Genomic DNA, 26,250 nt, shown 5'->3' with positions numbered 1-26,250 from the left:
CGCGCAGCCAGGAGTTGGTCCTGTTCATTGCTCGCTACCTCCGAGGGTGCGGACGAGTCGCGCGGTCGCGGTGCCGGTGACGTCGAGACGATTGATGCCGATGAGGCCGAGGAACTGGGGGTCGTAGGAGTCCGTCACGGTCACGGTGATCGTGGTGCCGTCGGTGATCGCGACCGTTCCGCTGACTCCGGCCGCTTCGAGGTAGCGCTGTGCGGCAGCACGCGCGGCGGCAGGAGAGATCGCGAGGTCGTGACCTTGGATTGCGGAGCTTCCTTCGACCTCCTCGCCACCGGCCCGTGCGGCCTGCGTGGCGACGTCGTGGGCTCGCTCGTGGGCGTGAACCTGACCTCCGAGGTCGACCGCCAGGCCGACGAGGAAGATCATCACGAAGCTGGACAGAGCCAGCCATACGGTGACGGAGCCGCGCTCGTCCCGGCGGCTCATCGTTCCCTCCACGTATCAAGCGGACTGGACATGGTTGCCCGCATCACGCGGGATCCAGGGACTCCCGGAACAGCGAGATCCGACAGGTCGAGTCGGCATGAAACGGTGACATTCACCGAGCCAGGAACGCCCGGTTGCTTGCCGAAGTCGCTCGTGTCGACGGCGACGTCGATGGCCGAGCAGCCGATCTTCTGGTTGGCGATGCTCGATGTCGCTGCCTCGCGAGCATCGGCTCGAGCGACATCCGCGTTGCGTGCGAGTGAGGCTGATCGGGCGGCATCAGCGGCGGCGGACTGAAGCGCCTGATGGGTGCTCGCCGTACGGCCTCCGAAGATGACCAGGCCGACAAAGAGCGCGAAGGCGGGTACGCCGAGCGCCGCCTCGAGTGCTGCTGAACCGCGTTCGTCCCGGCGGATCACGGTGCCGACACCCTCTCGACCGGCACGCTCGCGCTCTGTGTGATGCGGACCTTCCACCCCGGAATGACGCTCAGGGAGAAGCCGCTGACTGTCACGGTGGCAGTGGTGGCGGTCCGGTTCGCGCTCGTCGAGGTCGAGGTGAGGACGTCATCGCCGCCGGCTTCGGCGAGGAAGTCGTTGGCGGCGCCGACGCCGTCGGACTCTCGGCCCTGCTCGGCCCCAGCGGCTCGGGCTCCCTGTTGCGCAGCAGCGATGGCGACGGTCTTCGCGTGGTAGTAGAGCGCTGCCTGCATGCCCAGGAACATGACCGCGAAGAGTGCGGGCAGCAGAACGACGAGCTCGATCGAGACCGAGCCCCGTTCGCCGCGTCGCTGGCGGCGGTTACTTGATCTTGCCCGCTTCTGAGGTGACATAGTTCGTGACCGCGAGGACCACGATCCCGACGATGCCGATGACTGCGACGGCCCAGAGGACGTGCTCCATTGTCACCGATCCGCGTTCACTGCGGCGGGATGCTCGCAGGTCGTCGTACTTGCTGAGTGCTGCGATCTGCAGCAGGACCAGAACCTTCAACATGGGTTTCCTCCTGTGAATGTGTCCTTCCGTGTCACGAGTTCGTGAACATGCGAAGCAATGAGGGCGCGACGAGCAGGGCCATGAAGATCACGCCCAGCAGTGAGCCGGGCATCGACATGCGCTCGCCGACGGCGTTGGCCTGGGCGAGTTCGTCGTTGAGCATCGCCGTGCGCATGGCGGCGGAGCGGGCGCGCAGGGTGGCGTACACGCCGGCTCCTTCCTCGCCCGAGAGGCGCATGATGTCGGCGAAGTCGTCGAGCTCGGGCAGTCCGAGCTCCTCTGCCAAGGTGTGCAGCGCGTCCCAGGGCGGCAGTCCCGACCACCGCGACCGGGTGAGCTCCTCGGACAGCCGCGTGAACACCCACGAGTCGCCGACTTCAGCCGCAGCCTCCATCGCCTGCCGGTGGCCGATGCCGTTGTTCCGCTCTAACGCCACGAGGTCGATGTAGGCGCCGAGCGCACGGGCGAACTCGGTCCGTGCCTTCTTGGCGTCGTCGAGGGCGTTGTAGTTCGGGATGAAGAACATGACAGCGGCCAGCGCGAGCGATGCCACCGCCGGGGGCTGGAACGGGATGCTCAGCCCGAATGCGTTGAAGAGCGTGACGAGCACCGGCGGGATGACGAGGCCGAGCCCGGCGAACATCAGCTTCTCCCCGTAGAACTGCGCGACCGGGATCCGCAGCAGCGCGAGTTCACGAGTCGGCGTACGAACCCAGAGGCCGGTCGGCAGGACACGCAGGCCCCACAGGCCGAGCCGCTCCTTGCTCGACCGCGCGGAATCGGAGGCGGTTGAACGCGGACGCGACGAGGACACCCGCTCGAGCGCATCTGCGAGGTCGGGCTCCGCGGGCAGGAGGCGGGCGACGAGGAGCACGAGGCCGAGGCCGACGAGGCCTCCGGCAAGGATCGCCAACTGCAGCTGGGTGATCATCGCGGCGCCTCCGCGACGGCGCGGGTTGCCAGGAACCGGGGGAGAGGCTTGCCTGCGGCCATGCGTCGCATCCAGATCAGGGTGGCGACGTACGCCGACAAGAGGAGCACGAGGAGCACCTGGCCCACCGGGGTGCGGTACGGCTCGACGTACGTCCCCGACAGCGCGAGTACGACGAGCACGCTGGCGCTGATCAACGTGACCCACCGCGCGGTGGCTCGCGGCTTGGCCCGGTCTGCCTCGACCTGGCGGCGCGCTCTTACGTCGGCGCCGACCGACTCGGCGAGTCCTTCGAGGACACTCGCCAGCCCGGCTCCGCGTCGACGGGCGCCTAGGATCAGGTTGGCCGCGATCAGGTCGCCGGTCGCGTCGTCGAGTTCGTCGGCGAACGCGCGCAGCGCCTTCTCGGTGTCCCACCGTGCCCGCAGTCGAGACACGAGTCGCTGGACCTCATCGGCAATCGGCGCGGGCGTCGACCGCAGAGTGGCGACCAATGCTTGCTCAAGCCCGATGCCGACGGTGAGGACTCCGGAGAGCGATCGCGTCCATTCCTCCATCGCCTCGAGGCGGGCGATCTGTGTGGCCGCCGGCGGCGCACTGAGCAGGATGGGCAGCCCGATGACGGCGACCGGCGCGATGACCAGCGCCAGGATCCAGCCCGTGATGAGCCATCCAACGAGGCCGAGCGCGCCGCCGGCAAGAAGCAGGACTCGGGTTCGCCGATTGAGGGCGCGGCGCCGACTGGCTGCCGTGGGCTCCCGCGGCGGAATCGCAGTCGGGCGAAGGCCGACGACCACCCCGAGGAGCCCCAACGCGACGAGTCCACCCGCGAGTGCCGGAAGGATCGCGGTCATGTCCGGGCTCCGAGCTGTTGACTACCGAGGTACGCCGCCAGGTCGAATCCGTGCTGGGCGAGTCGGCGGTACTCGTCGGGCAGGACATCGGGGACTGCGACGCCGGTGGCATCGGCGCGGAACACGTGCGTCGTCGCGTAGCCGGGCTCCTTCTCACCGGGCGCGAGCGCAATGACCTCCGCAACCTGCCTGGTCCGCTGAGCCCCGCCCGGAACGACCTTGGTCTCCAGACTCAACTGGACGATCAGGTCGACGGTCGCTGCGAGCTTGCTGGTGGCGAGACCCTGCGTGACGTGCGGACCCGCCTCCATCGCGCAGGTCACGAGCTTGCGTACCGCGGCCACGGCGTCCGCCGCGTGGGTGGTGGAGATGGATCCGGTGCCGGACTCCATCGCCTTGATCATCGCCCAGATCTCCTTGCCTCGGACCTCGCCGACGATCTGCCGTGAGAGGTTGAAGCGGAAGGAGTCGACCAGTGCCTCGTCGAGCGTGAACTCACCCGACTGCCGCCCGTCGGGACCGCGTTCACCCGATCCCGGCCGGGCCTCCCAGGGAATGACCACCTTGTGCCGGCCGAGCTCGTGGAGGTGCAGCTCGTACTCGGTCTCGAAGGTGCCGATGGCCTCGAGCTCGTCGATCTCGGCACAGAGGGCTCGAACTAGCGTCGTCTTCCCCGCCCCCTGCGCGCCGGCGACGACGATCGAGCACCGAGCCCGCACCGCGGCTCTCAGGAACGAGGCGACGACCGGCGTCATCATGTCTCGCTTGACGAGGTCGTCCAGCGTGACCCGCATCAGGCGGTGGCGACGGATCACGACCGACGGTCGGGTGGTCACCCACGCCACGGCCGCAAGCCGAGAGCCGCCGTCCAGCCTCATGTGGAGGCTCGGTTGCGCCTCGGAGAACGAGCGCGCATTCACCTCGCTGCGCGAGGCAAGGAAGACGAGGAAGTCGATCAACTCCTGATCGGAGTCGGCCACCGACGGCCCGGGAACGAGCGTCCCGTCGATCAGCTCGAGCTGCACGTTGTCGTGGCCGACGATGACGATGTTCTCGATCCGGTCGTCATCCACCAACGGCTGGAGGCGGCCCAGGCGGAACAGGGAGTCGAACACGGCCTGCGCGGTCGCCTGCTGCTTCGAGGGACTCCACGAACCGAGGCCGGCGTCGACAGCCTCTGCCATCGCAGACTCGATGAGGTCCAGCACGATCGATCGGCCCAGCTCCTGTTGCGCCTCCTTGTCGAGTCGGGCGCGACCGGACTGCACGGCCTGGCTCAGCTGCTCGGACGCCTGGGCCCGCAGTGTCGAGACGAGCGACCAGTCGACATCGGAGGTGGCAGGGGGCGGCGACGCAACGGTCGCGTCGAGACCGCTCGGCACCTCGTGGGTGACACCGTTCGAGGTCTGGCTGAAGAGCGGCAGGTGCGTCAGGTCGCCGTACTCGTTCGCGAATCGGTAGGTCTCGGTCATGCGCGCGCCTCCTCGACGAGCGCGAACCGACCGCGGGCGATGTGCGCCTGGACGGACTGGGCCGCGGCCTGGAGCGCGCGGATGTAGGAGCTGGTCTCGAAGTGCTTCGGAGGCGCCGCTCCACGGTGATACACGGCCGCGGCGGCTGGATCGTCCGGCAGGTCGGCGACGACGGGTATGCCGAGAACCTTGGCGACCTCGGAGGCCCGGTAGGGCTGGCCCTCGGCGATGAGAAGCAAGCCGGGGTGACGCCATCCGGTGGCGGGCTGCCGGACGGTCTCCGCCCACGAACGAGCTGCCGAGATCGTCGGCAGGGTGGCTCTGGTGACCAGGAGCGCCGCGTCGGCGGCGTCCAGCAGCGGGGTCGGCGAGCCCATGAGGCCGAGCCGGCCGGCGTCGACGATGACGTCCTGGCCGTTGTCATCCAGATCGCGGAGTGCGGCCGCCAACGGCTCCCAGAGGTCACGCAGCGCCGTGGCCTGCGCGTGCGACCGGATGCCGGTGACGAGCGAAACGTTCGGGCTCAACGGTCGTACGACGTCCCGCAGCGCGTCCGCCGTGCCGAGGGGTGAGAGGGCGAGCTCGATCAACCCGGCGTCGTACGGCGTCGTGCCGCGGAGGAACCCGGCGAGGACGCCGGATCCGCCGGTCGGGTCGGCCTCGACAAGGAGCACGGGCCGTGGCCAACTGAACGCCATGCCCACTGCGGTGGTGGTGACGCCGGGCGAACCGGAGGCCGATGTCAGGCACACGATCGCCATCACTGGGCTCCCGCGTCGAGGATCAGTGCGACATTGCCGGTCGCGGCGCGGGCCGCGAGGACGCTCGCGTTGGCGTACGGCACCAGGACGTTGACGACCGTGTTCCCGGTGGTCTCGTCGATCGCTGTGTCGACGACCTCGGCGGCCGTGAACTGTGGCGCGCCGGACGGTGCATCGCCGTTGGCAGCAGGGGTGACGATGATGCGGACCTTGTCACCGCCGTGCATGGGGAGCGCTGGGACCTGGGCCGGGGTGAGCGAGATGCCGACGATCGACTGGCCCTCCGGTGGCATCGGCGCATCGGTCGTCGACTCGGTCGTGATCAGGCCGCCGGCAGAGATGTCGAGCGCGGCGCGCTGGCCGACGATCTCGTCGTACGCCGAAGCAGGCACTGGCTCCAGAGCCGGATCACCGCTGATCCGGATGCGCCGGATGTTGTCGGCGGCGATGACCTCGCCTCGGTGGATCGTCTTCGTCGCAGCGAGGACCTCCTCGGTGCTGGTCGTCGCGTTCCATGCCCAGGCACCGAGCAGGCAGCCGAGGGCGGTCATGACGACGGCGGCGACGACGAGCCCGGGCCGCCTGCGGAGCTTGGGCGGGGGAGTGACCGGCGGGCCGGCGTCGGGCGCGGTGCGGTGGGGGCCGGGCTTCCGGTCCTCTCGGGCAGTCGTGGTCACTTCGTCCCTCCCCGCGCAGCGCTCGTCAGTTCACGAGCACCTGCGCTTCGCCGATCCGGATCTGGGTCGAGCGGTTGAGGCCGTCGAGGCGGATCGTCCCGGTCTGGCCCGCGCCCGACCAGGAGATGACCCAACTCGAGGTCGCGGTGACGGTGTACGCATCGTCCGCCTGCCCCGCGCTCGACTTCTTGTAGGTGTGGCCGCAGTCGGGGGAGTCCTTCCGCCCGAATTCCGGCATGTACGGCGTGCCCGCCGTGTCGCAGACGACTTCGGTGCCGTCGCCCATATCCCAGGTGATGTGGAGGACCTTCGCCGTGGCAGTGACTGTGATGCCCCCGGCGGAGGCGCTCTCAGTGATCGGGCCGACGGTATGGGCGTTCGGGTCCTTGGCCCACATCCAGACCGGCATCCCCACTAGGCCGACGCTGTCCGGACCCGGCTCGGGCGCGATGCCGATGTTGATGGCGGACAGGCGCATTCGCTCGATGGCGATCTGCGCCACCTCGCGCGGAGTTGGTCCGGTGCCAGAGTTGGGCGGCGGGTCCTGCGACCAGATCGTGATGAGCAGCCCTGTCTGCGGCTGGTAGCAGTTGTAGACCGCGCCGTCGCCCGGCTCGTGACCCTGCCAGCTCGGGTCGCCCGCCGGTGGTTGCGGCTTAACCGGGCTGATGTAGCAGTGGTAGTTGTTCGACCAGTAGCCGGCGGGCGATGAACAGGGCACAGGCCCCGGCGGAGGCTTCGTGATGCCCTGGCTGGTGCCGTCCCAGTAACAGGCCGCTCCGCTGCCGGTGTCCTGTGGACCGTCGTCACCCGGCTCACCTGGCGTTCCTGGCGTGCCCGGGACCTCGATCCAGATGAGGCACTCGCCCGTCGCCGGGTCGGTCTGTGAGCACACGGTGTCCGCGTATGACGGACCCTGGACAAGGGCGGAGAGGACGCCGGCGGACAGCGCAGTCAGGAGGAGGCGAATCAGGATGCCGCGCATGGCGTCTGCTTGAGGTCCTGGCCCGTCGCCACGCGCCAGCCGCCGGTCGGGTCGGCGACGTACTTGTAGTTCGCGACGGTGTAACGCGTCCACCCGGTGTCCGGGCGGTCCGAGGAGACGATCGACTTGCCGCTCTTGTCGAGCACGTCGACCTTGGTGACGTCCCAGCAGACGTCGATGACGACCGTGGGCACCTTGCCGGCGTCCGGGTCGGAGTTGTCGAGGGTGACCGACTGGACCTTCAGCTCGCTGATGGCCGTGGTGCCGGTCTGGCGCTGGCCCTGATCGCGTTGCCGCTCTACGAGCGTCTGCACCGCGTTGAGTTGCGCGCCGATCGCGACGGTCTCGAGTTCCTTGAGATCGCTGGAGGGATCGGCCCGGAGGCCGTCGAGAACGGAGTAGTAGTCGGTCATCGCAGCCGTCGCATTCGCGGTCGCGGCGTCGTTCGGCGACGTCGGCGTCGGGCTCGTCGTCGGCTCAGTCGACTTAGTCGGTGACGACGTGGCCGGCGTCGTCGGTGGAGGATCCGCGTCGTTGTCGGCACACGCCGACACCGCGGCCAACAGAAGTGTGCCGGTCGCCAGGAAGGTCAACCCGAGTCGATTCTTCATGGGGGTGCTCTTGCTTCCTCTCGCCTTACGGCGATGAGGCGCGACGACGCCCCACGGGCGGTGCGTGCATCGTCTGAACCTCATCGTAAGCCTGATTTACGGATCCGGACCCGATGTCTTTACCGGGGTCACTTCGGGGGTCAGGTGCTCGTCTCTGCCCAAGCCCGACCCGCTTCCGCTCTCCGTCTTCGCCCTTCCCCGTCGCTCCTTCAGGCGCCTCGCTCACCTCGTCTCCCACCTGCCCATCACCGCTCCGTGCCTCTCATCCCGTCCCGCTTCCACCCCTCCTCAGCTACCGCCTCCTTGCCTTCACACGGTGTGCAGATCGAGGGGGTTGTGGAGAAGGAGGCGCACCTGAGCGCTGTGGAACGGAAACGGCCGTGACGGTCTCGATGCGCCGGATGTCCGCGGGCAGCGGCTACCAGTACCTGCTGCGCAGCGTCGCGGCCGGCGACGGCAACCGCGTCCTGTCGACGCCGCTGACCCGCTACTACTCCGAGGTCGGTACGCCGCCCGGCCGCTGGCTCGGCTCCGGTGTCGGCGCCTTCGGCGCCGGCCAGCTCCACCCGGGCATGCAGGTCAACGAGAAGCAGCTAGCCCTGCTTGTCGGCATGGGCCGAGACCCCATCACCGGAGAGCAACTCGGCCGCGCGTATCCGTCGTACAAGAGGCTCTCGGACCGCATTGAGGAGCGCGTCGCCGCTCTCGATCCGGAGATGACCCAGGAGGACTGCGCGGCCGAGACGACACGGATCGAGGCCGAGGAGACCGCGGCTGGGATGCGCCGCGCGGTGGCCGGGTTCGACCTCACCTTCAGCGTCCCGAAGTCGGTCTCCGTGCTCTGGGGTGTCGCTGACGCCGTCACCCAAGAACGGATCGTCGCCGCCCATCACGCGGCGGTTACAGACGTCATTGCGCTCTTCGAACGACAGGTCGCCGCCACTCGTGCGGGCATCTCCGACGCTGATGGCGCCGTCGCCCAGGTCGACGTGGCAGGCGTCGCGGCCGTCGCCTACGACCACTTCGACTCGCGGGCCGGGGACCCGCAGCTCCACACGCACGTCGTCGTCGCCAACAAGGTCCTCACGGTCATGGACGGCCGCTGGCGCAGTCTCGACGGGCGCCCGGTCTTCGCCTCACGCACCGGCTTGTCTGCGCACTACGACGCACTCCTGGCGGACCGGCTCTCGCGCGACCTCGGCATCGAATGGGAGCTGAGGCAGCGTGGACCCGACCGGAATCCTCGATGGGAGATCGCGGGCGTGACCGACGACCTGATCGCCGAGTTCTCCAGCCGCACCCGCGAGATCGAGCTCAAGAAGGACGAGCTCATCGCGGAGTACGTCGCTCGCCACGGCCGGAGGCCCTCGGCGAGGACGATCGTCGAACTCCGGGCCCAAGCCACGCTCGCCACGCGCCCGCCGAAGGAGGTCCGGTCGCTCGCCGACCTCACCGCGGGTTGGCGGCGACGAGCCGCCAAGCGGTTGGGCGCCGAGCCCACGGGCTGGTCGCAGACGGTGATCGGCCGAGACGGCGACCTCCTGACAGCGGAGGACGTGCCACTGCCTGCCATCGAGTCGATCGGCGCCGAGGTGGTCGCAGCGGTAGCCGTGAAGCGGGCTGTGTGGACGCATTGGAACCTGATGGCCGAGGCGGCGAAGCAGACGATGGATCTGAGGTTCGCGACGACCGAAGACCGCGAGGCCGTTCTCGGCCTCGTCGTGGACGCGGCGCAGGCACGCTCCGTGGTCCTTACGCCGCCGGAGCTTGCTCTCAGCCCGGCCCGGTTCCAGCGCGAGGACGGCACGAGCCGGTTCCGCCCGCGGCATGGCGAGAAGTACTCCTCGGTCGCAGTGCTTGAGGCCGAGGGGCGGCTGTTGGCCCGCGCCGAGAAGGTGACCGCGCCAACGGTGTCCGTCGGCGTCGCTGGGCGAGCGTGCGGCCATGGCAAGGTCTCGCTGACCGATCAGCAGCGCCGCGCGGTGGAAAGCATCTGTCGCTCAGGGCGCCAGGTCGACCTTCTGGTCGGACCGGCTGGGGCGGGCAAGACCACGACCATGAGAGCGCTCCGCGCGGCCTGGATCAGTGAGCACGGACGGGGGAGTGTGGTCGGCCTGGCACCGTCCGCCGTGGCTGCGCAGGCTCTGGCGGACGACCTCGGTGTCGCCTGCGAGAACACCTCGAAGTGGCTCCACCAGTACGACCGCGGCCGCACCGAACTGCGGCGCGGTCAGCTGGTGATCGTCGACGAGGCGACTCTCGCCGACACTGTGACACTCGACAGGCTCACCGGGATCGCCGCAGGCGCGGGCGCCAAGATCCTGCTGGTCGGCGACCCCCACCAGCTCCAGTCCGTCGATGCCGGCGGAGCCTTCGCACTTCTCGTCGATCGGCGTGCGGACGTGCCGGAGCTGAGGGAGATCCACCGGTTCGCCAACGAGTGGGAGAAGGAGGCCTCCCTCGCGCTGAGCCGCGGTGACGTCCAGGTCATCTCGACGTACGGTCGCCTCAAGCGGATCCGCGAAGGCCTCACCGACGAGATGGTCGACGCCGCGTACGTCGCCTGGCGCGCCGATTGTGACGCCGGGCGGGCCAGCATTCTTGTGACCGAGTCCGCTCGCGATGTCCGCGCGCTCAACGAACGCGCCCGGGCCGAGCGGCTGCTCCTGGATGGTGCGGTCGACCACCGCGAGGTCGGTCTGGTCGACGGCTGCCGAGCCTCGGTGGGCGACGTCGTGATCACGCGCCAGAACGACCGCCGCGTTCGGACGCCGCGCGGCGGATGGGTAAAGAACGGCGACCGCTGGCTGATCACCGACATCCGGCGTGACGGCTCTGTCCTGGTCAAGCGCCTCGACGGCCGCGGTGGGCGAACGGTCCTGCCGCCGGAGTACGTCGCCGAGCACGTCGACCTCGGCTACGCGGTCACCGCGCATCGCGCTCAGGGTGTCACCGTCGATACGGCGCACGTCGTCGTGACCGCATCCACGACCCGGGAGAACCTCTACGTCTCGATGACCCGCGGCCGCGAGTCCAACATCGCGTACGTCGCCCTCGATCAACCCGACGACAGCCACTCCACGCCGGAGGCGGATGACGTGACGGCCAGAACAGTTCTGTACGGCGTCCTCCAGCACAGCGGCGCCGACCTCTCGGCGACGCAGACGATCGAGGCCGAGTACGAACTCCACGGCGGTATCGATCGCCTCGCGGCCGAACTTGACACGATCGCTGCGGAGGCTCAGCACGACCGCTTCACCGACCTGCTCAGCCGCTCCGGCCTAAGTGCTGAGCAGCACGCCGCAGTTGTCGAGTCGTCGGCCTTCGGCCCGCTCACGGCAGCACTCCGCCGCGCTGAGGTCTATCACCACGACCTCGAACGTCTCATGCCTCGGGTCGTCGCGCAGCACGGTCTCGACGATGCAGATGACGTCGCAGCGGTACTCCGCTACCGAGTCGACAAGCTCGCAGCGACTCCGCCGCGCGGTTGTCGGCTCCGTCCGCGGCTGATCGCCGGCCTCTTCCCCGAGCCCCTCGGCCCGATGTCGGCAGAGGACCGACAGGCGATCGACCAACGCAAGGAACTGATCGAGTCACGGGCACGCGCTCTTGCCGAGGACGCGGTCGCTAGCCGCAAGGCGTGGGCGCGGCGACCCGAACTGCGTCCAGTCCGTGTGGGCGCTGACGACGCCTGGGTCGACGCGGCGGTGGCGGTCGCGGCATATCGCGACCGCTACAAGATCACCTCAGACCTACCCGTCGGCGGCAGCGCATCGACCGACGCCCAGCGGATGGACCGCCAGAGCGCCCTCCAAGCCGTGCGCTGCGCAGCGAGCCGTCGGGCCGCAGAATCGGTCGCCCGGGTCCAGGCTCACCCGGAGGGTCGGGCCGTATCTGCGCTATAGCCGGGAACGCGCCGCGGGTTGTCCACAGCCTGCTGGCGTCAGGGGCGCTGGAGGTTGCAGCGATGTACGAGGAGATCGTCACCAAGCACCCGGAGGTCCCGATGCTTTTCCTGCTGATCTTCATCCCGGCAATCGCGATTGCCGCATGCGCGCACGGCCTACTCCAGGCATGGGCGCCCTCGAACATCCTGATCCGTCACGTCCGCGCTTCCCGTGCGACCTTCCGGATGACGGCCACCCTCGGCGTACTCGCGTTCGCCTGCCTAGTCGCGATGCACCTGATCGCCGAGGCGATCGTGTCGGGCGCCCCCAGCTGGTTCAACATCGCCGTGCTCGTCCTCGCCTGGGACGCCATTAGGTTTGGCGTCCTGGCCTGTTTAACGGCCGCTCGCCGTGCTGCGGAGTCCGTCCGTACGGGGCTTGGGCGTGAACCTGCGCACTCCTAGCTTGGGCAGTGCGGCGGGTCGCAACCTGAGTCGAACACGCATGCGAGAGAATCCAAGACATGCTCCCCGGTGACTCCGCAGATCTGCGCAAGGCCCGCGGAGCCTTCTTCACCCCGGACAAGGTCGCCCGCTTCGTCACCGACTGGGCCGTCCGGTCGACCGATGACGCAATCATCGAGCCGTCCTGTGGGGAGGCCGTCTTTCTGCACCAGATCGATCGGGGACACGCCGGCCGCATCGTCGGTGTGGAGCTTCACTCGCCTTCTGCATTCGAGGCTGAGCGCACGCTCAACCGCGAGGGCATCAACGCCGTCGTCCACAACGGTGACTTCTTCGCATTCGACCAGTTCGGCCAGTTCGACGCCGCTGTCGGCAACCCCCCATACGTTCGCTACCAAGGTTGGACCGGCGAGGCACGCGCCACCTCGCTCACCGCAGCACTGCGTGCCGGGGTCAATCTGACGAACCTCGCCAGCTCCTGGGCCGCGTTCACTGTCCACTCCGCACTTCACCTGCGGGTGGGCGGACGGCTCGGCCTCGTGCTCCCCGCCGAACTGCTGACGGTCAACTACGCCGCCCCGGTGCGGCGATTCCTCATGGACCATTTCTCAGACGTGACCCTCGTGTTGTTCGAGGAACGCGTATTTCCCGGCGTCGAGGTCGAGGCGGTCCTCCTTCTTGCCGACGGCTACAACCCGGATCGACTCGACGGCACTGATCACATGAGCCTTGTCCAGGTCCGTGACGCCGGCGATCTGACTGACCTAGCTGCGGCGCGGCAGTGGACGCCGCCCACGCGTGGCGCCCGCTGGTCCGCTGGGCTGATGTCAGCTCAGGGCTTGACTGCGTACGCGGCCGCGACGGAGCACCCCGGGTTTGGTGTTCTGGAGGACTGGGGCGACACGACCCTTGGAATGGTCAGCGGCAACAACAAGTTCTTCACGCTCAGCCCTGCCAAGGTTCGTGCTCTCGGACTCGCCGAAACCGACACCGTGCGGCTCTCTCCTCCCGGTTCGCGCCATCTACGAGAACTCACCCTGACCAACGATCGCCTGGCGCGACTTGGAGACGACGGCGAGGCCACACATCTCTTCCGACCCTCGGGCGAACCCTCCTCGGCGGCATGGCGCTACATCAAGTCCGGCGAGGATCTTGACGTTCACACGGCCTACAAGTGCCGAGTACGCAATCCATGGTGGCGCGTTCCGTACCTGCGGCCAGCCGACCTCTTCTTGACCTACATGAACGCCGACACACCCCGGTTAGCAACGAACCGCGCGAAGGCGCACCACCTGAACTCGGTACACGGTGTCTACCTCAACACCGACATGCGAGACCTCGGATTGAGCCTCCTGCCGATCGCCTCGCTCAACTCTGTGACCTTGCTCGGCGCAGAGGTGGTCGGACGTGCCTACGGCGGCGGCATGTTGAAGATCGAGCCGCGCGAGGCTGACCGACTGCCGATGCCATCACCGGCCCTGGTGGAGACGCACCGCGCGGCATTGGCTGCGCTTCGGCCGAAGGTCTCGGCCGCTCTGCGCGCGGGGTGCATGCTCGACGCCGTCGCGCTGGTCGATGAGGTCCTACTCGTCAACGGGCTCGCCATGGCCCCACTCGAGCAGCAAGCAATACGCGCCGACCGTGCGCGCCTCGCTGCGCGACGTGCGGCCAGGGGCAAAGATGTCGTCCGTGGCGAAGGATGACTCCAAGAAGGCGATCGCGTGGCCGTTGTTCGACGCGATCGTCACCGACGCTCCGATGCGCCATCTCAACCCTTGGGAGCAAGGCGCGTACGTCCCCGACTTCGAGACCTTGCAACGGCTGCTCGGTGTGCCGCTCCTGCTCGAAGCTGACACCACCTCAGGTGTGCCGGCGCTCGCCCTCGACGTCTGGGTCGCCTACGAGCTGCGTCGAGCTGGCCTCGACCCCGATGCCGTCTGGCCGCGGGAGTCCGCTCCTCGGGTGATCTCCTCGGACTTGCTGCGGTTTATCGACAAGCAGTACGTCAAGACGAAGAAGGAGATCCAGGAGCGTCTGACGAAGGGCGGCAATACGTTCGGCGGCACTGTCGGTGGTTCCGCGAACCTCCTGGGGAAGAACTACCTCAAGCAGGTCGACGTTGTCATGAGCCACTGGGCGACCGGCCCCGAGGTGATGATCTCGACCAAGCGCATGGACTCCTCCTTCGGCAAGAACGCTGCCAACCGAGTGGAAGAGTCATACGGCGACGCAAAGAACCTCAGGCTCCGCTATCCGCAGGCCGCCGCCGGCTTCGTCTACGGGCTGCGTTCGACCTGCTGGGATGAGACACCAGACAAGGCGCGCTGGCTCGTCGACCTGCTGGCGAAACTCGGGCGGGAGAATGACGCCTACCACGCGGTCGCTCTGATCGTTCCCGAGTACGGCGGCGAGGTCCCGGCCGACGACGACGATGGCGATGCGGCGCCGATCGACGACGCTGTAGTCCCGGATGCTGACCCCGAGGTCGACCTCGAGCTCCCGCAAGACGAGGTCGAGGAGCGGCTTCGTTCGCTGCCGCCGGTGACTCTTCGGCATGACCTGGTTCCGGACGAGGTCAGCCCTGCCCGCTTCTTCCGGGTAATGCTGAGCGTTCTTCTCGACAACACGCCGGTCAACTTCCATGAGCACGCCCGACGGCTACGAAGCCCAGCTTGATGAGTCGGTTGCCATCCTCGTCACGACGGCCTCGATCTCGGTGCCGTCGCCGTCTACCGCCTTCCGCCCGGCGGCTCGCGACACCAGCGGACTCGACCTCGGCCCATCAACTGCCCCTTTGACCGACACGACCACCGGTGTCATCGCGGAGCGGGGGTGAGCGGCACCTTCTTCCACCGCTCTCGTCAGGGAATGGCCAGGGGATTGGCCGAGACGGTGGCGGCGCCATCGCCGCAGTGAACCCGGCGAGGAAGATGCTGTTCTGTTCTCGCTCCGTACAACTTCTGGGTGAAGCCAGCCCTGACATCTGCCGCCCGACCGCCGGGCCTGCCCGCCGGCTTCACCGTCGACGAGGCCGTCCGGATCAGCGAGGCGATCACCGCCGCGCACGCCGAGTCGACCCGCACCGTCTACGACTTCGCGTGGAGCCAGTGGGAGCGCTGGTGCTCCACCCGCGGCGCCACGCCGCTGCCCGCGGAGCCGGCGCTGATCTGCGCGTACCTCACCGAACGGGCGGCCGACGGTCTGTCGGTCGGGACCATCGACCTCGCCTGCGGCGCCATCGCCTATCGCCACCGGATGCACGGCCTGCAAGGCCCGGTCCTCACCGAAGGGGTTCGGCAGGTCCGCCGCGGTCTGCGCCGGATCATCGGCACCGCTCCCCGCCGCCAGGCCCGACCGCTCGGCACCGAGGAGATCCGCCAGATCGTCGCGCACATCGACCGCTCTACCACCCTGGGTGCGCGTGACGCCGCCCTGATCCTGCTCGGCTTCGCCTCCGCGATGCGGCGCTCCGAGCTGGCCGCGCTCACTCTGGCCGACGTCGAGTTCCAGCCCGGGGGAGTCCTGCTGACCATCCGTCGCTCGAAGACCGACCAGTACGCCGACGGCCAGGTCGTCGCCGTGGTGCACGGCCAGCAGGCCGCCACCGACCCCATCGCCGCCCTCGACGCCTGGCTCCGCCACCGCGGACCCGACCCCGGGCGACTGTTCACCAGCCTGCGCAGCGGGTCGGTCACCACCGACCCGATCTCCGGGAGGCGATCTCGATCGTGCTCCGCAAACGCGCCCGCGCCGCCGGCCTCGCGGCCGAGCGGATCACCGCGCACTCGCTGCGCGCCGGGCACGCCACCAGCGCCGCCATCGCCGGCGTCGCCCTGGACCGGATCGCGGCCCAGACCCGGCACAAGCGCCTGTCCACGCTGATCGAGCGCTACATCCGCCCCGCCCAAGCGTTGGAGTACACCTCCAGTCGCGACCTGGGGCTATGAGGTCCGAGCCGAGGCGTAGGAACGGCGGAGGCGGACGCTCAGGTCAGCTCGCGCCCCAGCTGGCTGATGAACTCGTCAGCCATCGCAAGCTGGCTTCGGAGCTTCTCGCGGCGCTCGGCCGCATCGGCCAGGATCGCCGTCAGCCGCTCCCGTGCCTCGGCATACCGGTCGCCCGCGTCACGGTCCCGCAACACCTCGATGTCCCGCATCGCCGCGCTCATCTGCTCGAGGGTGAACCCGAGGGGCTTCATCCGCCGGATCACCAGGATCTTCTCGACGTCGAGCTCTGTGTAGAGCCGGAAGCCACCCTCAGTGCGCCCTGACGGCCGCAACAACCCGACCTCCTCCCAGTGCCGCAGGCTGCGCAACGACAACCCGGTTCGGGAGGCGACCTCGCCGATCTGCATGACGGTGGGGGAGGCCTGGGTGGGCTCGCTGGTCACGGGGTGGGCTCTCTCACGTCGCTCGGATTTCAACCCTCACGTTACGTGAGGTTAGAGTGGTGCGCAGACTTCCGCCGGCGAGGACGCCGGCATGCGCCCCATGGTGCGCACCATCTCCACCCAGATCCAAGTCGTCCGGGCCTGTCTCCAAGGCCACGGGCGCTGACCGCTGCTGCCACGAACGGAGCCCCGCCCTTGAGCACCACCCTGACTCATGCACCCGAGCCCACGGTGCGCGCCGCCCTGCGCTCACCCAAGCTGCTGCGCACCGAGGTGCTGGCAGGCCTGGTGGTCGCACTCGCCCTGATCCCCGAGGCGATCTCGTTCTCGATCATCGCCGGCGTCGACCCGCGCATCGGGCTCTTCGCCTCCTTCACCATGGCCGTCTCCATCGCCTTCCTCGGTGGCCGGCCCGCGATGATCTCCGCCGCCACGGGCGCCATCGCACTGGTCATCGCGCCGGTCGCCCGCAACTACGGCATGGACTACTTCATCGCCACCGTGCTGCTCGCGGGCGTCTTCCAGATCGTCCTCGGCCTCGCCGGGGTCGCCCGGCTGATGCGGTTCATCCCGCGCTCGGTGATGGTCGGCTTCGTCAACGCCCTGGCGATCTTGATCTTCCTCGCCCAGGTCCCGCACATGGTCGACGTGCCCTGGCTGGTCTACCCGATGATCGCGGTCGGCATCGCCGTGATGGTCGGGCTCCCGACGGTCACCAAGGTCGTCCCGGCCCCCCTCGTCGCGATCGTGGCCCTGACCGGGTTCACCCTCTTGGCGGCGCTGAACGTGCCCAACGTCGGCGACGAGGGCGAGCTCCCGGACAGCCTTCCGTCGCTGTTCATCCCCGACGTGCCGCTGAACCTGCACACCCTGGAGATCATCGCCCCCTACGCGCTCGCGATGGCGCTCGTCGGGCTGCTGGAGTCGCTGCTGACCGCCAAGCTGGTCGACGACATCACCGACACCCACTCCGAGAAGACCCGCGAGGCCTGGGGCCAAGGGGCCGCCAACGTCATCACCGGACTCTTCGGCGGCATGGGCGGCTGCGCCATGATCGGGCAGACCATGATCAACGTGAAGGCCTCCGGCGCCCGGACCCGCATCTCGACCTTCCTCGCCGGTGTCTTCCTGCTCGTCCTGGTGGTCGGGTTCGGCGACGTCGTCGCCCTCATCCCGATGGCCGCGCTGGTCGCGGTGATGATCATGGTCTCGCTCGGCACCTTCGACTGGCACAGCGTCCAGCCCGCCACCCTGCGCAGGATGCCGAAGTCCGAGACCATGGTGATGCTCTCCACCGTCGCGGTGACCGTCGGCACCCACAACCTCGCCATCGGCGTCGTGGTCGGCGTCCTGGTCGCCATGACCCTGTTCGCCCGCCGGGTCGCCCACCTCACCGACACCCGCCGCGAGCTCGTCGAGAGCACAGACGGGACCGTGACCGCGGTCTACACCGTCACCGGCGAGCTCTTCTTCGCCTCCAGCAACGACCTCTACACCCAGTTCGAGTACGCCGACGACCCCGACCGCGTCGTCATCGACCTGTCCCAATCGCACATCTGGGACGCCTCGACCGTCGCCTCGCTCGACGCCATCACCACCAAGTACGACCGCAAGGGCAAGACCGTCGAGATCATCGGGCTCAACGACGCCAGCGCCGAACGGCACGGCCGACTCACCGGCGAGCTGCCCTCACACTAGTTCGAGGCCATGGGGATTCGACGGGGTTGCCCGGCCTCGGCCCGCTCGGTCAGGAACGCGGCCAACGCTTCGGGCGGGGCCTCCTCCACCAGGCGCCCAAGGTCGTCGACCACCACCCGCAGCAGGAGGGACTGCACCAGTGGTCTCGGCTGCCGTCACCGCGTGGCACCTGGGCGGCTTGCACCCGATCGAAACCCTTCTCGTCCTGCTGCTGGCCGTCGCCCCGTTCGTGATCGTGATCGCGGGGTTGACCGACCTCAGGGTCGACGGCGCTCGACTCCTGCGGTGGCCGATCGGCCGATGAGGATCGTCTTGAACTTGCTGAACAACTTCCGCGGTGGCGGCTCGCGTACCGCGGTGCCGTCGACGATGTTGTTGCGCCGTCGCGCTTCGAGCTCGAGGCGGTGCCCCACTCGAATCGCTGGTTCGTCGAAGCCGCTGGCCAGCCCGGCTGCAATAGCCATGGCTGCCCAGTCGTTGCGCGCGGTCGCGCGGACAGCGTGCGCTACTCCGTCGGTTGTCGGGTTCTCAGCCAGCGCGTCGATGACCATCCGCACGCCGCGGTAGGTCTCGCTCGCGTGCCGCCAGGCCTCGATGACCATCTCCTCGCGGTCTTCGGGGTCGCCGACGAGTCCGCGTTCTAGTGAAGCGGTCAGGAGCGTGTGCCAGCGAAGTAGCAGGGCGTCCGCGAGGTCTTCGGGGTCGTGGAAGAAGGTGTCGATGCCGTCGATGTCGGTGGGGATCTGCCCGTCTTTGCGGGCCAGGATCTCCTCGGTCACGGCGTGGAGGACGCCGGCGCGGGTCGGCTTCGGGTGGTTCTTCACGGGGCGCTCCCTTCCTCAAGACAAGGGTGGTGCGGCGCTCGCCCACTGCACGGGCAGCGAGACGTAGCCGCGGATCGGGCCGGAGCGAAGGCGGACCGCTGAGTCGAGGTCGACATGCCAGTCACGATGCCGGGATAGGAGTGCCTGTAGAGCGATCTGTGCCTCGAGGCGTGCCAGGGCTGCGCCGAGGCAGAAGTGGATGCCGCGGCCGAAGGCGACCTGTCGTTCGGGGCGACGGTTGATGTCGAAGTCGTCGGCGGCGGGGAAGGCGTGGTCGTCGCGGTTCGCTGACCCGAACAACAGCAGCACGCTGTCACCGGTCTTCATGCATTGCCCGTGTAGGTCGACTTGTCGGGTCAGGGTGCGCGCGAGGCCTTGGACGGGTGAGTCGTAGCGGAGCAGTTCTTCGACCGCGCCGGGAACGAGATCGGGGTGATCTGCCAGCTGTCGACGGCTCTCGGGATGCTGGGCGAGTGTGACGGCGCTGTTGGAGAGGAGGTTGGTGGTGGTTTCGTGCCCGGCGACGAGCAGCAGAAGGCAGAAGCCGAGGAGCTCCTCCTCGGAGAGGTGGGCACCGTCCACTTCGGCGTGGACGAGTGCTGTCATGAGGTCGTCTTGGGGGTGCGCGCGTCGCTCGGCGAGGAACGCCGCGAAGTACTCGTAGAGCGCGGCGGCGGCGTCCAGCCCGGGGCCGAACTCTCCGCGGACGGGGTTGGACTGGATGAGCGTGGTGGACCAGGTTCGGAACCGGTCGCGGTCGTTGCGCGGCACACCGAGCATGTCGGCGATGACGATGGCCGGGAGGGGCCCGGCGAAGCCGGAGACGAAATCCCACGTCCCGACGTCGGGAGCCTGGTCGAGCAGCTCGTCGACAAGGGCTTGGATGCGCGTCTCGAGTCCGGCGATGCGGTGCGGGGTGAAGGCCTTGCTGATGAGGTGGCGAAGCTGGGCGTGCCGGGGTGGGTCGCTCATGATGAGCATCGGCAGGAACAGCTCGGTCATGTCGACCCCGGGTGGAGTGGGGAAGATCCCGGACGCCGAGGAGTATGTCTCCGGGTCGAGCAGGGCCGCGGAGACGTCGTCGTAGCGGCTGAGCACCCAGGTGCTCGCCTCTGGCGACCAGTAGAGGGGAGCGTCGTCGCGCAGCTCGCGGTAGACAGGGTAGGGGTCTTCGATCACTGCCGGGTCGAAGGGGCTGTAGGTCAGCTGTTGCTGGTTCATCGGGGGGTCCCCTCGAGTGTTGAGCTCCGTGTCGGCGGGTCGGCCAAGGTGGCTGGTTGCGGTCGGGCGGTTTCTGGTGTCGGGTTGCGGTGTGGCCACCAGCTGCGTTCCTCGAACAGGGCGGCGCAGGCGGGGACGACCAGGGTGCGGACGATGAAGGTGTCCAGCAGCAGTCCTGAGGCGACGGCGAACCCGGTCTGGGTGAGTGCCTCGACCGGTGAGAACAGCAGCGCCACGAAGGTGGAGGCGAAGATGACCCCGGCGGCGGTGATGACGGGACCGGTGGCGGTGACTGCGCGGGCGACCTCGCTACGGGTCAGCGCGAGCCCGCTTTCCCGCATGCGGCTCATCAGCAGGATGTTGTAGTCGGCCCCCACCGCGACCAGCAGGACGAAGGTGATGACCGGCACGGTGAAGTGGATGTGCTGCCCGAGGAGGTGCTGGAAGACCAGGGCGGTCAGGCCGAGCGCGGCCGCGCAGGACATGATGACTGAGGCGAGCAGGTACAGCGGGGCCACGAGGGCACGCAGGGTGAGGATGAGGATGAGGAGGACTGCGGCAAGGACCACGATGAGGACGAGGACGGAGTCGCGGGCGAGGTAGCGGCCCAGGTCGGCGCCGAGGCCCGCTGCTCCGGTGGTCAGGACGGTCGCGTCGCTCAGGCGGGTGTTGTTCATCGACTGCTCGGCGGCGTCTTGGACCGCGTTGTAGCGCTCGAGTCCGGAGGGGCTGAGCGGGTCAGTGTCGCCGGTGACCTGGATGCGGGCCAGCCGGCCGTCGTCGGAGAGGAACGATCGTCGAGCCAGGGCGAAGTCGGGCCGGTTGAGCGCCGAGGAGGGTAGGTAGAAGCCGCCGGCCTCGGGGGTGCTGGCGCGCTGGTGCACGGCCTGGAGATAGTCCCCGGACTGGTCGAGGCCGGTCTGCAGTCGGGCGGTCTGGGCCTGCAGCTGACTGATCGCGGGGGAGATGCGCTGGGCTCCCTGTGCCAGCTTGTCGGTGCCGTCGGCGAGCTGTCCGAGCTTGGCGCCGAGCAGTTGCTGGCCGCTGGCGATGCGGGCGCTGCCACGTTGGGCCTGCCGGAGCCCGCTGGTGAGCTTGTCGAGGCCTGCTGCCAGTTGACCGTTGCCCTCAGCGATGCGGGTTGCCCCGTCGGCGGCTCGCGCGAGCCCGGGCAGCAGCTGGTCGCGTTGTCCTCGGTAGATCCTGTCGAGGCCCTCTCGGGATCGCTTGCAGATCGGGTCGGCGGTGCACACCGGGTCGGCGGTGAGCGCGGTCACGATCTGGCCCATGGCGTCGACTGCGGCAGAGACCTGGTCGTGGGCGGTGCGCAGTCCGGCGGCAAGGCTGGCGGCTCCGTCGCGGAGGTCGCGGGATCCGCTCGCGGCCCGCTGTGTTCCGTCGGCTGCCTGGTCGAGCCCTCCGGTGAGTCGGCGGCTGCCTTGGCTCAGCTTGGCCGCCCCGTCCTGCGCCTTGTCGGCGCCGTCGGCGACCTTGCCGATGCCGGAGCCGAGCTGGTCGCTGCCCGTGGCGAGCTTCTCGAGGCCGGGCTCGCCCTCCTGCAGCTTTCGGTCAGCAGAGTTCAGGCCCCTGGCGAGGCGGCCAAGCTGCCCCGCGATCGAGGCGGGCGCGAGGCGCTTGCCGTCGGGCTGGGTGATGGAGCTGACCGACGCGACACCGTCGACCTTGGCCACCGCGGTGCTGACCGCGTTCAGTACCGCGAGGTCGCGAGCGTTGGCCATGTCGTGGTCGGCGCGGATCAGCAGGTAGTCCGGCAACGTCTCGTTGACCGGGAAGTGGTCGTTCAGGGCGGCCAGACCCAGGTTGCTGGGGGTGTCGGGCGGCTGAGCGCTGCGCTCGTCGAACGACAACTGCATCGTGGGCAGCATCAGTGCGAGGAGTAGCAGCAACGCGACACCGAGGGCGAGAACCCGGGCGGGTTGACGTGCCAGCAGGCCACCGGTCCGCGCCCACCGCGAGTCCGGTGACGGCGCGGGGGCGGGGCCGATGCGAGGGCCGAGCCAGTGCATCAGCGCCGGGGTGAAGGTCAGGCTAACCGCGACCGTGACTGCGACGCAGATCGCCATCGGCGGGCCTGTCGTGGCGAAGATCGCGAGCTTGGTGAACCCCAGGCTGATGGCGCCCAGGATGACGGTGGCCGCAGAGGCCAGCAGCGCCGGACCGACCCGGGAGACGGCAGTGCCGACCGCATCGAGGGCCGCGTGCCCACCGGCGTACTCCTCGCGGAAGCGGCTGATCAGGAACACGCAGTAGTCGGTTCCCGCCCCCAGGGTGATGGCCACCACGAACGCGTCGGTGTACGTCGACAGCGGCAGGCCGTGCTGCCCGGCCAAGGACAAGACGCCGCGCGTGCACAGCAGGGCGACCCCGATGGTGGCCAACGGGACGAAGACCGTGGCCACGCGGCGATAGATGAGCCACAAGATGCTGACAAGAAGCAGCAACGAGACGACCGTGACCTTCAGCGACGCCTCGTTCACCGCCGTGGTCAGGTCCGAGATCATCGCGGGATCCCCGGTCACGTGGACCTTCGTGCCGTCCGGGGTCCGCAACTCATCGACCAGGTCGCGCAGCCAGTGGACGTCCTGGTCTGACTCCGGGGAGCCGACCGCGGACGCAAGGCCGACCACGATGTAGGTGGCCTTGCCGTCGTCGCTGGTCAGCACCTTCCGCGCCTGCGGCCTGCCGAGGTAGTCCTGTACCTCCGCGACCCGCTGAGGCGCGTCCTGCAGCCGGTTCACCAGGGTCCGGTAGAGGCGTTGGTCAGCGGCGTCCAGGCCCTCCTCGTCGGCGATGACGATGAACACGTAGGACTCGGTGCGGCCGGACCCGAACTCGGAGTCCATCACCCGCAGACCCTTCAGGGTCGGGGAGTCCTCGGGGAGGAACGCGGTGCTGCTGCGCTCGACGACGGTTGCCAGCGGCGTCACCAACAGTGACAGGGTGGCGGCGGCAGTCACCCAGGCGACCACGACCAGGACCGGGACCTTCAGGCCCACCGCGAGGACCGTGCGCATCCCCGACTCGAGCCGGCGGGCGGTTCGCCGCTCGCGGCTTCGCGTGGCCCGGCGCCTGAGCCTGCTCATGCCTGGGCGTCCGCCAGGCTGTGGAACTGGACGGGAAGGCCGTCGACGGGTACGGGCAACGAGGTGTTGTCCCACCGCACCCTGTAGTCATCGGCCACCGTCCAGGTGTGGGTGCGAAGCATCTCGTGCAGGACCGCCTTGACCTCCAAGATGCCGAAGTGCATGCCGATGCACTTGTGCACACCGCCGCCGAACGGGACCCACGCGTTGCGGTGGGACTTGTCCTCCGCTCGGTCGGGCCCGAACCGGTCGGGGTCGAAGTCGTCAGGATTGGTCCAGTACGCGCGGTCGAAGTGGTTCACCGCCGGAGCCACTGCGACGAGCGTGTTGTTGGGGATGAAGTGCCCCTCGACCTCGGCGGGCTTGACGGTCTTGCGCATCACCAGCGGCACCGGCGCGACCAGACGCAGAGATTCCTTGATCACCAGGTCAAGGGTGTTCAACCGGTCGAGGGCGTCGATGTCGACCGGTTCTGCTCCCAGGGCGAGGGACTCCTGGCGGGCGCGGTCCTGCCACTCGGGGTGCTTGGCCAGGAAGTAGGCGACCGCTGCCGTGGTGATGGTCGAGGTGTCGTGTGCGGCCATCATCAAGAAGATCATGTGGTTGACGACGTCTTGGTCGCTGAACTTGTCGCCGTCCGTGGTCCGCGCCTGACAGAGCCCGGCGAACAGGTCTCTCCCGGCGCCGGACCGGGCGGCCGGCAGGTGCTCGAAGAAGTAGGTCTCCAGCACCCTGCGGCCTCGTACGCCGGCCCGAAAGCGGGTCCCGGGAAGCGGGAAGCGCACCATGGAGCTGGCCGCTCGGACCGTTGCCACGAAGGCGTCATTGATGGCGCGGGTGTCTTCGCCTCCGCGGCCGCCCATGAACACCTCGGTGGCGATGTCCAAGGTGAGTTCCTTCAGCAGGGGGTAGAGCAGCACCGGGTGCTCGGTCGACCACGCGCCCACACCGCTGCGTGCCCGGGGGACCACCTGGGAGACGTACTCGGCCAGGCGGTCACGCGTGAACGCCTCCTGCATGATCCGCCGGTGCATCAGGTGCTCACCGAAGCTCATCAGCATCAGGCCGCGATGGAAGAACGCGTCGATCAGAAAGGTCCACCCGTCCTGGGAGAACGCCTTCTCCTTGTTGGCCAGCACCGACTGCGTCGCATCGGGACCGGCCACCACGACGACCTGGGTCCCGAAGGCACCCATCCACGAGACCGGACCCAGCCGCGCGTACCGCTCGCGACCCAGGTCGGACCCGAACCGGATGTAGTCAAGAGTGTGGCCCAACAACGGCAGGCCCTGGTCGCCCTGCACCGCTGCTAGTCCGCTGCCGGCCGGCGCCTCGGCCAGCGGCCGGACCGGCCAGGACCGACTCAGCGTGCGCAGGCCGCGGTCCACCCGACCGGGCAGTCGAGTCAGCACGACTGAGGAAGTACGGCGCCGCAGGGGGCCTCGCAAGGGGGTGAGCAACGCGTTCATCGAGTAGCTCCAGTCGTCGTGGGTCGTGCGCTCAGTCGCCGGACTCATAGTTTGTACTGAGAGTTCAAGATAAGATTCTGATCCAGCAAAGGAATGACGTCAACCGTGGGTCTCAGGGGCCGAGGGAAGGGGAAGCGAAGTGCGACAGGTACCTGCCAAGCTGGCCAGCAAGCTCTACGGGGCGGCGGAGCTCATCGCCGAGCGCGGCCTGGCTGACGCCAAGGTCGACGAGATCGCCGACGCAGCCGGCATCCCGAAGGCCACGCTGTACTACTACTTCAGCGGCAAGGACGAGGTCCTGGCGTTCCTGCTGGCCGACATGCTCGAGCTGATCGCCGGCGAAGTCGGCACTGCGGCGTCGGCCCCCGGCAGCGCTCGGGATCGCCTCGAGTCGGCGGTCGAGGCACAGCTCGCCGTGATGCTCGATCATCCGGCCGTCTGCCGGGCCCTCGTCGGCGACCTGGGTCGCGCTACGCGCCTTCCGGAGCTCGCCGCAGCGTTACAGGAGGCATTCCACCGGCCCATCGCGAGCCTGCTTGCCGAAGGCGTCAGCGACGGCACCCTGCGGCCGGTGGAGGACCCGGGTGCAGTCGCGCTGAGCATCTTCGGTGCGATCACCGTGACCGGCCTCAGCGTCGCGGTCGAAGGCCCGTCGAACGACTCGGCCACGGACGCTGCGCGCATCGCTGCTTCCATCTGCGACCTCATGCTCAACGGCCTCGCCACGACCCCCGCGAACCCGGAGGGGGACCGTTGAACAGCATCCTTGGGAGCTGGGCGGACAAGTTCCGGCCGCACCCGGACGGCAGCCAGCTTCCACCACACCACGGCCACTGCCTCGGCTGCGGACCCGACAACCCCCACGGACACCACCTCGTGGTCCGACGCCGCGGCGAGGAAGTGCACGCGGTACACCAGTTCAGCGAACGCCACATGGGCGCTCCGGGCATCGCACACGGCGGCGCCGTGGCCACCGTCCTCGACGACCTGTTCGGCTTCCTGCTCTACCTGACCGGGGCGCCGGCGGTGACCCGGCAGCTCGAAGTGCGCTACGACGCCCCCGTCATCCTCGGCACCAGCTACGAGCTTGCAGCGCGCGTCGTACGCGACGACGGCCGCAAGCTGTTCGTCGAAGCCGAGATGGCAGAGGCCGGCGGCACCGTGGTCGCCACTGCGTCAGCGCTGTTCCTCAAAGTGGACATAGCCCACTTCGATCGCGGCGCGCCGCCGGCCCCGGTCGACCCCGACTGAAGATACGAGCGGTCAAGGAACGGCGTTGGCGGCGAATGCTGCAGGAGCCTCGCACCCTCCCACACACCTGATCGTGGCTGGCTGCGACTCCGCCCCAGCGGACCGCCCTCACCGATACCGCTCACGCGTCGTGTACGTCCCTCTATAAGCCGGCCCGCGTACCGCATGGCGTCACCCGTCAGCGGGGAGGCCGCACTGAAGGATCCACCGCG

The 26,250-nt window shown here is 68.7% G+C and carries 25 protein-coding genes; 9 read left to right on the top strand and 16 right to left on the bottom strand.

From position 1 onward, the window contains the following. Nucleotides 1–24: 24 nt before the first annotated feature. From ABLE68_RS04355 to ABLE68_RS04305, 11 genes are all read right to left on the bottom strand, one after another. Nucleotides 25–444, bottom strand: coding sequence for a TadE/TadG family type IV pilus assembly protein (locus ABLE68_RS04355; protein ID WP_348870024.1), 420 nt, complete (start codon nucleotides 442–444; stop codon nucleotides 25–27). Continuing rightward, nucleotides 441–863, bottom strand: a complete 423-nt coding sequence (locus tag ABLE68_RS04350; RefSeq protein ID WP_348870023.1) for a TadE/TadG family type IV pilus assembly protein — start codon at nucleotides 861–863, stop codon at nucleotides 441–443. The genes ABLE68_RS04355 and ABLE68_RS04350 overlap by 4 nt, the downstream gene beginning before the upstream one ends. Then, nucleotides 860–1,276: a TadE family protein gene (locus tag ABLE68_RS04345; RefSeq protein ID WP_348870021.1), complete on the bottom strand. Its 417-nt coding sequence runs from the start codon at nucleotides 1,274–1,276 to the stop codon at nucleotides 860–862. Before ABLE68_RS04345 ends, ABLE68_RS04350 begins: the two co-directional genes overlap by 4 nt. Further along, nucleotides 1,245–1,439 carry a hypothetical protein gene (locus tag ABLE68_RS04340; RefSeq protein WP_136562053.1) on the bottom strand — a complete coding sequence of 65 codons (195 nt, stop codon included), beginning with the start codon at nucleotides 1,437–1,439 and terminating at the stop codon, nucleotides 1,245–1,247. Before ABLE68_RS04340 ends, ABLE68_RS04345 begins: the two co-directional genes overlap by 32 nt. Nucleotides 1,440–1,470: 31 nt before the next feature. Then, nucleotides 1,471–2,370, bottom strand: coding sequence for a type II secretion system F family protein (locus tag ABLE68_RS04335; RefSeq protein WP_348870020.1), 900 nt, complete (start codon nucleotides 2,368–2,370; stop codon nucleotides 1,471–1,473). Further along, complete coding sequence (locus ABLE68_RS04330; RefSeq protein WP_348870019.1) at nucleotides 2,367–3,224, bottom strand: type II secretion system F family protein; 858 nt, start codon at nucleotides 3,222–3,224, stop codon at nucleotides 2,367–2,369. Before ABLE68_RS04330 ends, ABLE68_RS04335 begins: the two co-directional genes overlap by 4 nt. Next, nucleotides 3,221–4,696 (bottom strand): TadA family conjugal transfer-associated ATPase, encoded by a 1,476-nt coding sequence (locus ABLE68_RS04325; RefSeq protein WP_348870018.1) that lies wholly within the window; start codon nucleotides 4,694–4,696, stop codon nucleotides 3,221–3,223. Before ABLE68_RS04325 ends, ABLE68_RS04330 begins: the two co-directional genes overlap by 4 nt. Next, the gene (locus ABLE68_RS04320) at nucleotides 4,693–5,370 is read right to left on the bottom strand and encodes a CpaE/TadZ family protein (RefSeq protein WP_348870017.1); all 678 of its coding nucleotides are present in this window, start codon (nucleotides 5,368–5,370) and stop codon (nucleotides 4,693–4,695) included. The genes ABLE68_RS04325 and ABLE68_RS04320 overlap by 4 nt, the downstream gene beginning before the upstream one ends. A gap of 86 nt (nucleotides 5,371–5,456) precedes the next feature. Beyond that, nucleotides 5,457–6,134, bottom strand: a complete 678-nt coding sequence (locus ABLE68_RS04315; RefSeq protein WP_348870016.1) for an SAF domain-containing protein — start codon at nucleotides 6,132–6,134, stop codon at nucleotides 5,457–5,459. A gap of 25 nt (nucleotides 6,135–6,159) precedes the next feature. Next, on the bottom strand, nucleotides 6,160–7,119 hold the full coding sequence (locus ABLE68_RS04310; protein WP_348870015.1) for a hypothetical protein: 960 nt from the start codon (nucleotides 7,117–7,119) through the stop codon (nucleotides 6,160–6,162). After that, a complete protein-coding gene (locus ABLE68_RS04305; RefSeq protein WP_348870014.1) occupies nucleotides 7,104–7,712 on the bottom strand; it encodes a hypothetical protein in 609 nt (202 codons plus the stop codon). The genes ABLE68_RS04310 and ABLE68_RS04305 overlap by 16 nt, the downstream gene beginning before the upstream one ends. A 131-nt stretch (nucleotides 7,713–7,843) precedes the next feature. On the opposite strand from ABLE68_RS04305, the gene mobF reads away from it, so the two are divergent. From mobF to ABLE68_RS04275, 6 genes are all read left to right on the top strand, one after another. Then, complete coding sequence (gene mobF, locus ABLE68_RS04300; RefSeq protein ID WP_348870012.1) at nucleotides 7,844–11,635, top strand: MobF family relaxase; 3,792 nt, start codon at nucleotides 7,844–7,846, stop codon at nucleotides 11,633–11,635. A gap of 62 nt (nucleotides 11,636–11,697) precedes the next feature. Further along, nucleotides 11,698–12,081: a hypothetical protein gene (locus ABLE68_RS04295; protein ID WP_348870011.1), complete on the top strand. Its 384-nt coding sequence runs from the start codon at nucleotides 11,698–11,700 to the stop codon at nucleotides 12,079–12,081. A 59-nt stretch (nucleotides 12,082–12,140) separates the two neighbouring features. Next, on the top strand, nucleotides 12,141–13,784 hold the full coding sequence (locus ABLE68_RS04290) for an N-6 DNA methylase (protein WP_348870010.1): 1,644 nt from the start codon (nucleotides 12,141–12,143) through the stop codon (nucleotides 13,782–13,784). Continuing rightward, a complete protein-coding gene (locus tag ABLE68_RS04285) occupies nucleotides 13,771–14,757 on the top strand; it encodes a hypothetical protein (RefSeq protein ID WP_348870008.1) in 987 nt (328 codons plus the stop codon). The genes ABLE68_RS04290 and ABLE68_RS04285 overlap by 14 nt, the downstream gene beginning before the upstream one ends. Then, nucleotides 14,723–14,917 (top strand): hypothetical protein, encoded by a 195-nt coding sequence (locus ABLE68_RS04280; protein WP_348870007.1) that lies wholly within the window; start codon nucleotides 14,723–14,725, stop codon nucleotides 14,915–14,917. Before ABLE68_RS04285 ends, ABLE68_RS04280 begins: the two co-directional genes overlap by 35 nt. Before the next feature lie 128 nt (nucleotides 14,918–15,045). Beyond that, entirely contained in the window at nucleotides 15,046–15,963 is a 918-nt protein-coding gene (locus ABLE68_RS04275) for a tyrosine-type recombinase/integrase (protein WP_348870005.1), read from the top strand. Nucleotides 15,964–16,066: 103 nt separating this feature from the next. On the opposite strand, the gene ABLE68_RS04270 is transcribed toward ABLE68_RS04275, so the two are convergent. Then, complete coding sequence (locus tag ABLE68_RS04270) at nucleotides 16,067–16,471, bottom strand: MerR family transcriptional regulator (RefSeq protein ID WP_348870004.1); 405 nt, start codon at nucleotides 16,469–16,471, stop codon at nucleotides 16,067–16,069. Nucleotides 16,472–16,666: 195 nt separating this feature from the next. Here ABLE68_RS04270 and ABLE68_RS04265 point away from each other — a divergent pair, with 195 nt between their 5' ends. Beyond that, nucleotides 16,667–18,169 (top strand): SulP family inorganic anion transporter, encoded by a 1,503-nt coding sequence (locus tag ABLE68_RS04265; RefSeq protein ID WP_348870003.1) that lies wholly within the window; start codon nucleotides 16,667–16,669, stop codon nucleotides 18,167–18,169. Nucleotides 18,170–18,426: 257 nt separating this feature from the next. Here ABLE68_RS04265 and ABLE68_RS04260 read toward each other — a convergent pair whose 3' ends face one another. Genes ABLE68_RS04260 through ABLE68_RS04245 form a run of 4 tightly spaced genes read right to left on the bottom strand, consistent with a single transcriptional unit; the run spans nucleotide 18,427 to nucleotide 24,835 of the window. Then, a complete protein-coding gene (locus ABLE68_RS04260; RefSeq protein ID WP_348870001.1) occupies nucleotides 18,427–18,993 on the bottom strand; it encodes a hypothetical protein in 567 nt (188 codons plus the stop codon). A 15-nt stretch (nucleotides 18,994–19,008) separates the two neighbouring features. Continuing rightward, on the bottom strand, nucleotides 19,009–20,313 hold the full coding sequence (locus ABLE68_RS04255; protein ID WP_348870000.1) for a cytochrome P450: 1,305 nt from the start codon (nucleotides 20,311–20,313) through the stop codon (nucleotides 19,009–19,011). Beyond that, nucleotides 20,211–23,318, bottom strand: coding sequence for an MMPL family transporter (locus ABLE68_RS04250; RefSeq protein WP_348869999.1), 3,108 nt, complete (start codon nucleotides 23,316–23,318; stop codon nucleotides 20,211–20,213). Before ABLE68_RS04250 ends, ABLE68_RS04255 begins: the two co-directional genes overlap by 103 nt. Continuing rightward, a complete protein-coding gene (locus ABLE68_RS04245; RefSeq protein WP_348869998.1) occupies nucleotides 23,315–24,835 on the bottom strand; it encodes a cytochrome P450 in 1,521 nt (506 codons plus the stop codon). Before ABLE68_RS04245 ends, ABLE68_RS04250 begins: the two co-directional genes overlap by 4 nt. 91 nt (nucleotides 24,836–24,926) lie before the next feature. Between ABLE68_RS04245 and ABLE68_RS04240 the strand changes: the two genes are divergently transcribed. Continuing rightward, entirely contained in the window at nucleotides 24,927–25,544 is a 618-nt protein-coding gene (locus ABLE68_RS04240) for a TetR/AcrR family transcriptional regulator (RefSeq protein WP_348869997.1), read from the top strand. Further along, nucleotides 25,541–26,038, top strand: a complete 498-nt coding sequence (locus ABLE68_RS04235) for a PaaI family thioesterase (RefSeq protein WP_348869996.1) — start codon at nucleotides 25,541–25,543, stop codon at nucleotides 26,036–26,038. The genes ABLE68_RS04240 and ABLE68_RS04235 overlap by 4 nt, the downstream gene beginning before the upstream one ends. Nucleotides 26,039–26,250: the final 212 nt, after the last annotated feature.

It is taken from the genome of Nocardioides pollutisoli, from assembly GCF_040045055.1.
In the GTDB taxonomy this organism is placed as follows: Bacteria; Actinomycetota; Actinomycetes; order Propionibacteriales; family Nocardioidaceae; genus Nocardioides; species Nocardioides tweenelious.
The sequence above is the reverse complement of the archived record's forward strand: the minus strand, read 5'-3'. Positions and strand labels throughout refer to the sequence as shown.

Excerpts from the sequence above, each read along its gene's own strand:
- ABLE68_RS04355 (WP_348870024.1), bottom strand. The coding sequence starts at position 444 with ATGAGCCGCCGGGACGAGCGCGGCTCCGTCACCGTATGGCTGGCTCTG.
- ABLE68_RS04345 (WP_348870021.1), bottom strand. The coding sequence starts at position 1,276 with ATGTCACCTCAGAAGCGGGCAAGATCAAGTAACCGCCGCCAGCGACGC.
- ABLE68_RS04340 (WP_136562053.1), bottom strand. The coding sequence starts at position 1,439 with ATGTTGAAGGTTCTGGTCCTGCTGCAGATCGCAGCACTCAGCAAGTAC.
- ABLE68_RS04335 (WP_348870020.1), bottom strand. The coding sequence starts at position 2,370 with ATGATCACCCAGCTGCAGTTGGCGATCCTTGCCGGAGGCCTCGTCGGC.
- ABLE68_RS04330 (WP_348870019.1), bottom strand. The coding sequence starts at position 3,224 with ATGACCGCGATCCTTCCGGCACTCGCGGGTGGACTCGTCGCGTTGGGG.
- ABLE68_RS04325 (WP_348870018.1), bottom strand. The coding sequence starts at position 4,696 with ATGACCGAGACCTACCGATTCGCGAACGAGTACGGCGACCTGACGCAC.
- ABLE68_RS04310 (WP_348870015.1), bottom strand. The coding sequence starts at position 7,119 with ATGCGCGGCATCCTGATTCGCCTCCTCCTGACTGCGCTGTCCGCCGGC.
- mobF (WP_348870012.1), top strand. The coding sequence starts at position 7,844 with ATGTCTTTACCGGGGTCACTTCGGGGGTCAGGTGCTCGTCTCTGCCCA.
- ABLE68_RS04295 (WP_348870011.1), top strand. The coding sequence starts at position 11,698 with ATGTACGAGGAGATCGTCACCAAGCACCCGGAGGTCCCGATGCTTTTC.
- ABLE68_RS04290 (WP_348870010.1), top strand. The coding sequence starts at position 12,141 with ATGCTCCCCGGTGACTCCGCAGATCTGCGCAAGGCCCGCGGAGCCTTC.
- ABLE68_RS04280 (WP_348870007.1), top strand. The coding sequence starts at position 14,723 with ATGAGCACGCCCGACGGCTACGAAGCCCAGCTTGATGAGTCGGTTGCC.
- ABLE68_RS04250 (WP_348869999.1), bottom strand. The coding sequence starts at position 23,318 with ATGAGCAGGCTCAGGCGCCGGGCCACGCGAAGCCGCGAGCGGCGAACC.
- ABLE68_RS04245 (WP_348869998.1), bottom strand. The coding sequence starts at position 24,835 with ATGAGTCCGGCGACTGAGCGCACGACCCACGACGACTGGAGCTACTCG.